The sequence below is a fragment of the Corallococcus sp. CA053C genome (assembly GCF_003611675.1).
GTDB lineage: Bacteria > Myxococcota > Myxococcia > Myxococcales > Myxococcaceae > Corallococcus.
In genome coordinates this window covers 1-10,657 of the sequence record NZ_RAWA01000347.1, presented here as the reverse complement: position 1 = coordinate 10,657, position 10,657 = coordinate 1, and the positions used below count along the sequence as shown (strand labels likewise).

At 71.6% G+C, this 10,657-nt stretch carries 9 protein-coding genes; all 9 read left to right on the top strand.

Annotated features, from left to right (window positions below; translation table 11 throughout):
* The first annotated feature begins 1 nt into the window (after nucleotide 1).
* The 9 genes from D7V97_RS32870 to D7V97_RS32830 all read left to right on the top strand — a co-directional run bounded on the left by D7V97_RS32870 (nucleotide 2) and on the right by D7V97_RS32830 (nucleotide 10,525).
* The gene (locus D7V97_RS32870; RefSeq protein ID WP_120614571.1) at nucleotides 2–1,078 is read left to right on the top strand and encodes a dipeptide epimerase; all 1,077 of its coding nucleotides are present in this window, start codon (nucleotides 2–4) and stop codon (nucleotides 1,076–1,078) included.
* A gap of 108 nt (nucleotides 1,079–1,186) precedes the next feature.
* Entirely contained in the window at nucleotides 1,187–1,822 is a 636-nt protein-coding gene (locus D7V97_RS32865) for a response regulator transcription factor (protein WP_120614570.1), read from the top strand.
* A gap of 28 nt (nucleotides 1,823–1,850) precedes the next feature.
* On the top strand, nucleotides 1,851–3,392 hold the full coding sequence (locus tag D7V97_RS32860) for a MoxR family ATPase (protein ID WP_120614569.1): 1,542 nt from the start codon (nucleotides 1,851–1,853) through the stop codon (nucleotides 3,390–3,392).
* The gene (locus tag D7V97_RS32855; protein WP_199729015.1) at nucleotides 3,389–4,219 is read left to right on the top strand and encodes a hypothetical protein; all 831 of its coding nucleotides are present in this window, start codon (nucleotides 3,389–3,391) and stop codon (nucleotides 4,217–4,219) included. The genes D7V97_RS32860 and D7V97_RS32855 overlap by 4 nt, the downstream gene beginning before the upstream one ends.
* Nucleotides 4,216–5,901, top strand: coding sequence for a VWA domain-containing protein (locus D7V97_RS32850; protein ID WP_120614567.1), 1,686 nt, complete (start codon nucleotides 4,216–4,218; stop codon nucleotides 5,899–5,901). Before D7V97_RS32855 ends, D7V97_RS32850 begins: the two co-directional genes overlap by 4 nt.
* The gene (locus D7V97_RS32845) at nucleotides 5,901–6,464 is read left to right on the top strand and encodes a hypothetical protein (RefSeq protein WP_120614566.1); all 564 of its coding nucleotides are present in this window, start codon (nucleotides 5,901–5,903) and stop codon (nucleotides 6,462–6,464) included. The genes D7V97_RS32850 and D7V97_RS32845 overlap by 1 nt, the downstream gene beginning before the upstream one ends.
* Entirely contained in the window at nucleotides 6,461–7,756 is a 1,296-nt protein-coding gene (locus D7V97_RS32840; protein ID WP_120614565.1) for a phenylacetate--CoA ligase family protein, read from the top strand. The genes D7V97_RS32845 and D7V97_RS32840 overlap by 4 nt, the downstream gene beginning before the upstream one ends.
* Nucleotides 7,757–7,847: 91 nt before the next feature.
* The gene (locus D7V97_RS32835; RefSeq protein ID WP_120614564.1) at nucleotides 7,848–8,312 is read left to right on the top strand and encodes an aldo/keto reductase; all 465 of its coding nucleotides are present in this window, start codon (nucleotides 7,848–7,850) and stop codon (nucleotides 8,310–8,312) included.
* A 14-nt stretch (nucleotides 8,313–8,326) separates the two neighbouring features.
* A complete protein-coding gene (locus D7V97_RS32830; RefSeq protein ID WP_120614572.1) occupies nucleotides 8,327–10,525 on the top strand; it encodes an ATP-binding protein in 2,199 nt (732 codons plus the stop codon).
* Nucleotides 10,526–10,657 lie beyond the last annotated feature (132 nt).

Genomic DNA, 10,657 nt, shown 5'->3' with positions numbered 1-10,657 from the left:
CATGCGCCCCACCCACGTCACGCACGCCACCTTCGAGCCGCTGCACCTGCCGCTCACGGAGCCCTTCGCCATCGCCACCGGCGCGCAGCACGCGGCGGAGAACGTGCTCGTGCGCGTCACGCTCGCGGACGGCACGGTGGGACTGGGAGAGTCAGCGCCCTTCACCGCCGTGAGTGGTGAGACGCAGGGCAGCACGCTCGCCGCGCTGGAGTCGGTGCGCGGAGTGCTGCTGGGCCGGGACGCGCAGGCGTGGCGGCCGACGGCGGAGGCGCTGTCGGATGCGCTGGCGCTCGCCCCGTCCGCGCGGTGTGGCGTGGAGATGGCGCTGCTGGACGCGCTGGCGCGGCACCACCGCATCCCGCTGTATGCCTTCTTCGGAGGGGCGGGCACGGTGCTGGACATCGACATGACCATCACGGCCGGGGACGTGGCGCACGCGGTGACGTCCACGCGGGCCATCCTCCAGCGAGGCATCGACACGTTGAAGGTGAAGGTCGGGGCGCTGGAGCCGGACGCGGACGCGGCGCGGCTCGTCGCCATCCACCAGGAGGCCCCCCAGGCGCGCCTCTTCGCGGACGCGAACGGGGGCTATGACGTGGCGGAGGCGCTGGCCTTCCTCAAGGAGCTGGAGCGAGCGGATGTGCCGCTGGCGCTGTTCGAGCAGCCGGTGCCGGCCTCCGACTTCGCGGGGATGGCGGAGGTGACGCGCCGCTCGAAGGTGCCGGTGTGCGCGGACGAGTCGGCGCGTTCGGCGAAGGACGTGCTGCGGCTCATCCGTGAGGGCGCGTGCCACGCCATCAACATCAAGACGATGAAGTGCGGGATGGTGGAGGCGGTGACGATGTGGAACCTCGCGCGCGCCGCGGGGCTGGAGCTGATGGTGGGCGGCATGGTGGAGAGCGTGCTCGCGATGAGCGCGTCCGCGCACCTGGCCGCGGGCCTGGGCGGCTTCACCTACGCGGACCTGGACACGCCGCTGTTCATCGCGAGCCACCCCTTCCAGGGCGGTGCGCACTACGCGGGCGCCCGGCTGACGTTGGATGCGGACGCCCCGGGCCACGGCGTCACGCTGCGCTGACCGCGCTTCACGCTTCTTCACAACCGGCGTTCCTGAGAGGGAAGCGGGCCGGTGCCGGCGTCGGGCGGGGTGGCGAACCCGGCGGGCGCGGTTAGGGATGGGGGGCCCATGTTGGATGCGCCCCCTTCATCGCTGCGGCTCGCGCTCGTCTCGGAGGACCCGCTGGCCCGGGGTGCGCTCGCCCGGACGCTCAGCGACCAGGCGGAGGGCTGGACGGTGGTGGCCGCGGGCACGCAGGTGGAGCTGGAGTCAGCGCGGGGTGCTCCGCCCGACGTAGTGCTCTGGGACACGGGCCTGCGGCTGACGGAGGGCACGGCGCTGGCGCCGGACCTGGGCGCGCCGGTGCTGGCGCTGGTGGCGGACGAGGCGGCGGGGGAGCTGGCGCTGGGTGAAGGCGCGCGGGGCCTGCTGTTCCGCGACGTGGCGCCCGGGATGCTGGTGGCCGCGCTGCACGCGGTGGCGCGAGGGCTGACCGTGTTCGAGCCGGGCCTGTCCCACGTCCGCGCCGCGCCGCGAAGCACGGCCCTGACGGGAGCACCGGCCCAGGACACGCTGACGCCGCGCGAGCGCGAGGTGCTGGGGCTGCTGGCGGAGGGCCTGTCGAACAAGGCCATCGCGGACCGGCTGGCCATCAGCGACCACACGGCCAAGTTCCACGTCAACGCGGTGCTGGCCAAGCTGGGCGTGCAGCGGCGCACGGAGGCCGTGGTGCGCGCGGCGCGGCTGGGGCTGGTGACGCTCTAGAGCGCGCGGGCTAGAGTCCGCCTCCTCCATGGCCAACCAGGATTGGGTTTCGCGCCTGCTCACCGGCCGCGCGTCAGCGGACAAGGACAAGGGCCTCAGTGTCCACCTCTCCGAACGCGACGGCGGCAGCCTCCACGACAAGATGCGGCAGGCGTATTGGTGGATCACCAACAACGCCGTCATCTGCCCCTACTACGACATCGAGTTCGGGGGCGCCGCCTCCCTGAAGAACGGCAGCGGGGACGAGCTGCACCTGCCAGAGGACATGAGCTACAGCTCCTTCGTCCTCATCCCCCTGCTCACCCTCTTCACCTGCCGCCGCGCCCTGCTCGTGGGCGGACCCGGCCGGGGCAAGACGACCTCCGCCATCCTCATGGCGCTGCTGTCCGGCATGGAGCGCGAGGACGTGCACCGGGGCATCCAGCGCGGCCATCCACAGCTGTCCATCGCGGACCTGCTGGGCGCGCCGCTGCCGTCCGACATGCTCAAGGCGGATGACCTGTCCGCCGTGAAGGTCAGCTGGCGCAAGTGGATCAGCCAGCGCGTGAAGATCATCGACGAGTACAACCGCATCCCCACGAAGACGCAGTCCGCCCTGCTGTCGCTGCTGGGCGAGGGCTACGCGGAGATGATGGACCAGTACGTGTACACGGGCCGCTCGTCCTGGTTCCTCACCGCCAACGACGACCAGGGCGGCGGCACCTTCCAGGTCATCGAAGCGCTCAAGGACCGCATCGACGTCGTGGTGCGCGCCGTGCCGTTCAACTCCGGCTTCGTGGACACGCTGCTCCAGCGCATCGAGTCCGACAAGTCCCCGGAGGAGCTGCTCCCCAAGGACATCGTCTTCACGCCCGGGGAGCTGGAGAAGGCCTACACCTCCATCCTCGCGGTGGAAGTGCCCAGGGGCGCCCTGGAGCGCGTGGCCTTCTTCCTGGGGCAACTGGACTTCTGCCGCATGGCGTCCCCGCGCTTCGAGTTCAAGCACAAGGACACGCTCAAGCTCGCGGGCCAGAGCGTGGCCAACGTGTGCACCGAGCAGTGCCCGTTGGACAAGAAGGTGCATCTCTGCACGCAGACGGAGAACGGCACCAGCGTGCGCGCGTACCAGACCATCCTGCACTTCGCGAAGGCGCTGGCGTTCTTCCGAGGCCACCGCGCGGTGGAGCTGGAGGACTTCCGGCAGATCATCCCCTGGGTGCTGCACGAGAAGCTCACCCCCAACGCGCGCAGCCCCTTCTTCGAGGGCAAGGGCAACAAGCTGCTGCTCCAGGACCGCGTGGCGTGGATCCGCAATATGTTCGACATGGCCATGGCCCGCTACGGCACGCACGCGCCGCTGCGCCAGAAGGTCGCCGGGCTGCGCGCGGAGCTGGACCTGGGCCTGTCCGGCGTGGACCTGCGCACCACGGAGAAGCGCCTGTCCGCCGTCACCGTGCTGATGAATGAGCTGATGACCCGCCACGAGCTGTCCGGCCCCGTGTACGAGGACATCATCCACCTGAAGTCCCTCTACAGCCGCTACCGCAACTACGCGACGTGGCTGAAGGAGAACCCGGGCGGTCAGCCATGAGCGCATTCGTCGACACGTTGGAGCAGGAGGCGCGCGCCCGCTTCGTGCGCTGGGACCGCGCGCTCTGGTCGGGCTTCCTCGGCGGCCCGGTGGCCCGCCTGGGCGAAGCGCTTGCTACCTCCGGTGCGGACGCGGCCTCCGGTGAGGAGCTGCTGCGCGACTACCTGCGCCTGGGCGCCGAGGGCATTGGCCTGGGCTACCTGTATCCCGGGTCCGCGGGGCGACAGAACTTCTTCACGCTCGCGTGGTCGGACCTGGTGCCGCGCCTGCTGCCGGAGCTGCCCCGCGAGAAGCGGGCCGCGGCGCTCGCGCGGATGTGGAACCTGAGCGAGAACCTGGAGTCCGCGCCGCCGTGGGTGCAGCGGCTGTTCTGCCGCATGGGCACGGGCCTGCGCTCGCTGGACGACATCGAGGGCCATCTGCACGCCGTCGCCAACGAGGCGATGGAGCCGCCCACGCAAGCGCTGGGCGACACCTCCACCGCGCTGTGGGTGGACCTGTCTCAGGAGGACAGCCGCTTCATGCCCGGGGAGCTGCACTTCCTCGCGCCCACCGTGGTGTGCGTGCACGACCGGCACCGCGCCACCGCCGCGGGAGGACGCGACGCGGCCACGCAGGGCGTGTGGCTGGCGAAGAAGCCCATGCTCCTGGGCTCCATGGGCTGCAACGAGCGGCTGGAGCCCACGCGCACGCCCGTGAAGGCCATCACGTCGCTGTCCCAGCGCGATCCGCGCGCGGGAGACTGGTACAGCACCGTGCGCAACGAGTGGCGCGCGGTGGCCACGATGCACACGTCCCAGTGGCTGGCCGTCATCCTCCCGTCATGACCCGGGGCGCGGCCTTCACCCCGGCGGAGGTGGAGCGGTGCTGGCGCGACGCGCTGGCGCTGTGGGACGTGCGCGTGGAGCTGAGCCCTCCCGAACCACACCGGCCTTTCAATCCTGGAGCCGATGCGAAGGACGAACCGCTCGCGTACATCGACATGGTGCGCCGGCAGGTGTTCGTCCACTTCGAGCAACTGGACCGCATGGGCGCGCGCGACAGCCTCACCGCGGTGCTGGCGCATGAAATCGGGCACCACGTTCGCTTCCCGCACACGCTGGGGTGGGACGCGGAGCTGCGCGTGGTGGAGCAGCGGCTCATCCCCGGGCTGGGCCAGTCGCTCACCAACCTGTTCTTCGACCTGCAGGTGAACGAGTTCGTGGGCCGCACCCATGCGGAAGCGCTGTGCGAGGTGTACCGGGGCTTCCTGCGCGCGCCCGAACCGGGCCAGGAGCCGGCCCCGTCCGGAGGGCCGACGCCGCTCTTCTGCTTCTACCTGGCCCTCTACGAAGAGCTGTGGAGCCGGGAGCCCGGGGACCTGGTGCCCCGGGGCCGCCTGGAGCAACTGGAGCAGGACTACCCCGGCTTCCGCGCCCAGGCGCGCATGTTCGTGCAGACGTTCTACGCGCTGCCGGACGGGCGCCTCCAGTTCCTCTACTTCTGCGCCGCGTTCATCCGCTACATCGACGTGCCCGCCGACACGCGCTTCCGCATCCCGCTCGCGGGCGACGTGAGCCTCCCGGACGAGGACGACCTGGACGCGGCGGTGCAGTCCGGCAGCCGGTGGGACGACGCGCTGGAGGAGGCCCGGTCCCAGGGCTGGCTGGACGCGACGCACGACACGAAGGACGCGGAGCCGCTCACCACCATTGGCCGCGTGACGGATCACCTGCCCGGCAAGGGCGGCGGGAAGCTGCGCCGGGCCCTGGTCGCGCGGCACTACCGGCGGCTCGTGGACCGGCACCTGCTCAAGCTGCCCTCCGCGCCGTCGCAGCCGGAGCCGTACCTGCGCACCACACCGGAGGCGTGGGAGTACGGCGACGACCCGTCCACCATCGACTGGACGCTCACCGTGGTGACGCAGGGGCACCTGGCCGCCATCTCCCCGCTGCGGCGCGAGCTGGAGGCGGACCTGCCCTCTCCGTCGGACCTGGGCGTGCCAGCGGTGGAGCTGTACCTGGACACCAGCGGCTCCATGCCCAACCCCGAATACCAGCTCAACGCGATGACGCTGGCGGCGCAGGTGCTGGCCGCGTCCGCGCTGCGCAAGGGCGCCACGGTGCGCGGCGTCGTGTACTCGAGCGACCTGCCCGTGGTGTCCCCGTGGATGTACGACGAGGAGACGGCGCGCGACTTCCTGCTGCACTACATCGGCGGGGGGACGTGGTTCCCGGTGCAGGAGATGGAGGCGTTCGCCAGCGAGCGGCCGGACGTGCTGCGGGTCATCATCTCCGACAGCGACTTCCTGGCGAACATGCAGGAGAAGGGCGCCCTGGAGCGCCTGGGCCGCGCGGTGGCGAAGTCGCGCCGGGTGGTGGCCTTCCTCGCGGTGCCGGACGAAGCGCAGGCCCGGAAGGTGCTGGAGCCGGTGTTGAGGGACAAGCGCTTCCGGCTCGCGACGGTGCAGTGGATGTCTGACTTCGGTCCCGCCGCGGCGGCGCTGGCCGATGCCCTGTTGGAGAGATGATGGCGGTTTCAATCGCGAAGCTTCGGGAACAACTGGCCGCGTCGCCCATCGTGTCGCCGTACCCGCACGACCTGGCGGTGGCCATCGTCTGCGACACCTTCCGCCTGGCCAGCCAGAAGCCGCCCTCGCAGGCCGAGTGGGAGAAGCTGGAGCAGCGCGTGAAGAACCCGCTGTTCCGTGAACAGATGGGCATGCTCGCGCACGTGCTGGTGTCGTCGGAGCTGCGAAAGAAGACGGTGCTCTACCTCACCGCGGACCGCACGCCGCTCGCACGCCTCCAGCAGTTCTTCGAGGAGGTGCAGCCGCTCACCGCGGAGATGGTGCGCTCCAACGCCTTCCGTCAGGAGGAGTTCCTGCGCAAGTGGGTGGCCGCGCTGGGCGCGGACATCGAGGGGGAGACGGCGCAGGAGTCCAAGAGCCGCCTGAACACGCTGGACTACCGGCAGGCCGTCGCGGACCTGCGCAAGGTGGAGGAGGCGCGCAAGCAGGAGGCGGAGCGGCGCCTGAAGCTATTGCAGGAGGCCCAGCAGAAGGAGGCCGAGGCCCGGGGCTGGCGCGAGTGACGCTCGGGGTCGCGCCCAGGGCCCGCATCCGCCGCGACACCTGGACCCAGCGGCCCCACCTGCCGTGGGCGCGGGAGGTGGCGGCGGGGCTTATGCGCGGCGCGGCCACGGTGGACGAGGCCGTGGCCCGCGCGGAGCTGGAGTCGCGCCTGGGCACGCTGCGGGACGCGCTCCAGGGTTCGCCCTACTACCTGCGCGTGCTGCGCGAAGCCGGGCTGCACCCCGGTGACCTCCAGCGGCTGGAGGACCTGCGGCACTTCCCCGCGTTGGATCGCGCGACGCTCGCGCGCCACTGGGAGGACTTGCCCACGCTGCCCGCCGCGTCCGACGAGTGCGTGGTGGTGAAGAGCTCCGGCACCACCGGCGACCCGGTGAACGTGCTGCGCGACCGGCGCGACTGCCTGCTCATGTGGGCCGTGCTGCGCTTCTTCACCGAGCGCACCGGCACGGTGCCGCCGCCGCGTCCGCGCGTGGTGCTGCTGGACGCGCTGCCGGGCGGGCTGGAGTATTCCGTGCGCCTGCCGCTGTTCCACGACGGCGCCCTGCACCGTGTCTCCGTGCTGCGCGACGACGCGGTGGAACGGTTGCAGCGCGTGCGGCCCGCCGTCGTCTTCTCCGACCCGGAGGGCCTGCGCTGGCTGCTGGCGCATCCCGAGGTGCCCGCGCCCCGGCTGGTGCTCACCTCCGCGCAGCACCTGCCGCGGACGCTGCGCGACGCGTGGGTGCACGAACGGGGCGTGCCGGTCCTCAACTACTACGCCGCCACGGAGACGGGGCCGCTCGCGTGGGAGTGCCTGGAGGACGCGGGGCAGGGCCGCTTCCACGTGCTCACCCCGGACGTCTGGTTGGAGCCGGACGGGGACGAGGTGGTGGTGACGCGGCTGCGTCCCAGCGTGCTCCCGCTCCTGCGCTACCGCCCGGGCGACACCGGCACCGTGCGGCGGGACGCCTGCGCGTGCGGCTTCCACGGCTGGACGCTGACGGACTTCGGCGGACGCGGGGCCTGCGCGTTCCACACGCCCGGAGGCCGCGCGGTGGATGCGTGGTCGCTGGCCTGGGTGTTCAAGCACCACCCGCTGCGCGCGTTCCGGCTGACGCAGGTGGCCCGGGAGCGCTTCACGCTGGAGCTGGCGGGCGCGGATCCGGAGGTCGTGGCCCCCCTGTGCGAGCGGCTGGGCGCGGCCCTGCGCAACCTGGGCTGGCCTTCGCCCGTGGTGGAGGCACGCGACGCGGAGCTTCTGCCGTCCGCCAAGCCGCTCCCCTTCCTGAGCAAGCTGACCCCTGCCGGCTGAACTCTTCCTTCGCCCGGTCGTTTGCCCTGGACTCCCGGGTGTCGCGTGAAGACCCTTCCTGAAGAGGAGTCACGTCGGAAGGACACGGAACATGGAGATGCGGAAGCTGGGCAGCAAGGGCCTCACCGTCTCGGCGCTGGGCCGCGGCTTCCTCACCGGCCAGCTCAAGCGCTTCGAGGACCTGGCCGAGGATGACTACCGCCGCCACTCGCCCCGCTTCCAGGGGGAGAACTTCCAGCGCAACCAGACGCTGGTGGAGCCCATCGAACGGCTCGCCCGCCAGAAGCAGTGCACGCCCGCGCAGCTCGCGCTCGCCTGGGTGCTGTCGCGCGGGCAGGACGTGGTGCCCATCCCCGGCACCAGGCGCTGCGCGTATCTGGATGACAACCTGGGGGCATTGAACGTGAAGCGCACCGCGCAGGACCTGGCGGACATCGAAGCCATCGCGCCTCCGGGGGTGGCCTCCGGAGACCGCTACCCTGCCTCCATGCAAGCCCTGACGCAGTCCCAAGGCCCGGCTCGCAAGGAAGCCACCGGGAGGCCACCCCACGGTTAGGCTTCACTGTGTCCATGACCGCCCCATCACCGTCCGCATCCCGGGGCGCCCGGGCGCCCCGCAAGGCCTCGCTCTCGCCGGCTCCCGACAGGGCTCCGGAGGCGTTCGGGCCGGACGGGGGCTCCGCGCCGCTGCGCTATGGGCTGGCGGTGGTGGGCGTGGTGCTGGCCGTCCTCCTCCAGAAGGCCCTCTGGCCGCTCACCGCCGGCACGCCGCTGCTCCCCTTCTTCGCCGCCGTGATGTTCGCCAGCTGGCGCGGAGGCTGGGGGCCGGGGCTCGTGGCCACGGGGCTGTCGATGCTCGCCGTGGACTACTTCTTCCTGGTGCCGCTCGACGCCTGGTCGGTGACGCCTGGCAGCCTGCTCACGCTGAGCCTCTTCTTCGGGCTGTGCGTGTTCGTGACGGTGCTCAACGTGCGCCTGCGCCAGGCCAACGTGGAGCGCGCGGAGCTGCTGGCGCGGGAGCGCACGGCCCGCGCCGCCGCCGAGTACGAGCGTTCACGGCTGCATGAAATCTTCATGCACGCGCCCGCGCACCTGGCCATCTTCCGCGGCCCCCAGCACCGCTTCGAGCTGTCCAACCCCCTCAACACCCTGCTGGTGGGCGACCCGGCCCCGCTGGGCAAGACCGCGCGGGAGGTGGGGCCCAGGGACACGGCCGAGCGCGTGGGGCAGTTGTTGGATCGCGTCTACACGACGGGGGAGCCCTTCCAGACCAAGGAGCTGCCGCTGCGGATCCAGGAGCCGTCGGGGGCCGAGCGGGAGTACTTCTTCGACCTCACGTACATGCCCACGCGCGACCCGCAGGGGAAGGTGGACGGCATCTCCGCTTTCGCCTTCGACGTGACGGACCACGTGCGGGCGAGGGCCCGGGCGGAGCGGCTGACGCGCGAGCTGTCGCACAACGAGGAGCACCTGCGCCTGCTGGCCGGCGCCAGCTCCTTCCTGGCCACGTCGCTGGACTACGAGGCCACGCTGCACAACGTGGTGCGCCTCGTCGTCCCCACGCTGGCGGACTGGTGCATCGTCGACATGGCGATGGAGGACGGCACCTTCCTGCGGATGGAGGTGGCGCACGCGAGGACGGAGTCGGAGACGCACGCGCAGCAGCTGCGGACGCCCGTTCCCGAGGGGCAATGCTACCCATCGATGGCCGCCGGGACCCTGCTGCTCAAGGGCCAGCCCTTCTTCGTGGAGGACGTCACCACGGTGGACCTCGAGCAGGTGACCAATGAGCCGCGGCGGATGGAGCTGCTCCAGGCCATGAAGATGCGCTCCCTGGCGATGGTGCCCCTGGTGGCCCGCGAGCGCACGCTGGGCGTCATCATCTTCGCCACCAGCCACGCGTCCGGCCGGAGCTACACGAAGACGGACCTGCCCATCCTCCAGGAGATGGCCAACCGCGCCGCGCTGTCCATGGAGAACGCACGCCTGTACCGCGAGGCGCGTGAAGCGGTGCGGCTGCGCGACGAGTTCCTGTCCATCGCGAGCCACGAGCTGAAGACGCCGCTCACGCCGCTGAACCTCAAGCTCCAGTCCCTCCGGCGCGAGCTGGAGCGCAACCCCGGCCCGGTGCCGCGCGCGCTGGTGGAGCGCTACCTGGAGGTGGGTTCGCGGCAGGTGAAGAAGCTGGGGGAGCTGGTGAACGACCTGCTGGACGTGTCGCGCATCGCGGCCGGGCGGCTGGCCCTGGAGCCCGCGCGCGTGGACCTGGCGGAGCTGGTGCGCGACGTGGTGGCCTCCTACGAAGGCCCCGCCGCGCGCTCCGGCTCCTCGCTGCGGCTGGTGGGCGTGGACACCCCGACGCTCGGGTGGTGGGACCGGCCGCGGCTGGAGCAGGTGGTGGTGAACCTGGTCGACAACGCCATCAAGTACGGCCAGGGGCGCCCCATCGACATCCGGCTGGAGGCGCGGGACGGGCGCGCGACGCTGACGGTGAGGGATCAGGGCATCGGCATCGCGGCGGAGTCACTGCCCCGGCTCTTCGGCCGCTTCGAGCGCGCGGTGAGCGACCGGCACTACGGCGGCCTGGGGCTGGGGCTCTACATCACCCGCACGCTGTTGGAGGCCATGGGCGGCACGGTGCGCGCGGAGAGCGTCCTGGGCCAGGGCTCCCTCTTCACCGTGGAGCTGCCGCTGCAAGTGGAAGCGCCGGCCGGCCAGGCTCAGCAGGCTCAGCAGGCTCAGGAAGAAGCGCGAGCGCGGGGCAGCTGAGCGTGGGGCTCCCACGGGCCACTGGAGCCCAGGCAGTGGCGGCAGGTGGCCAGGGGCGTCTCGCGCTCCAGGTAGCCGAGGAGGCGGGAGAGCAGGTCGGGGCTGTCGAGCGGGAGGCCATCGGCCTCGGCG

Excerpts from the sequence above, each read along its gene's own strand:
- D7V97_RS32845 (WP_120614566.1), top strand. The coding sequence starts at position 5,901 with ATGGCGGTTTCAATCGCGAAGCTTCGGGAACAACTGGCCGCGTCGCCC.
- D7V97_RS32865 (WP_120614570.1), top strand. The coding sequence starts at position 1,187 with ATGTTGGATGCGCCCCCTTCATCGCTGCGGCTCGCGCTCGTCTCGGAG.
- D7V97_RS32860 (WP_120614569.1), top strand. The coding sequence starts at position 1,851 with ATGGCCAACCAGGATTGGGTTTCGCGCCTGCTCACCGGCCGCGCGTCA.
- D7V97_RS32855 (WP_199729015.1), top strand. The coding sequence starts at position 3,389 with ATGAGCGCATTCGTCGACACGTTGGAGCAGGAGGCGCGCGCCCGCTTC.
- D7V97_RS32850 (WP_120614567.1), top strand. The coding sequence starts at position 4,216 with ATGACCCGGGGCGCGGCCTTCACCCCGGCGGAGGTGGAGCGGTGCTGG.
- D7V97_RS32830 (WP_120614572.1), top strand. The coding sequence starts at position 8,327 with ATGACCGCCCCATCACCGTCCGCATCCCGGGGCGCCCGGGCGCCCCGC.
- D7V97_RS32835 (WP_120614564.1), top strand. The coding sequence starts at position 7,848 with ATGGAGATGCGGAAGCTGGGCAGCAAGGGCCTCACCGTCTCGGCGCTG.
- D7V97_RS32870 (WP_120614571.1), top strand. The coding sequence starts at position 2 with ATGCGCCCCACCCACGTCACGCACGCCACCTTCGAGCCGCTGCACCTG.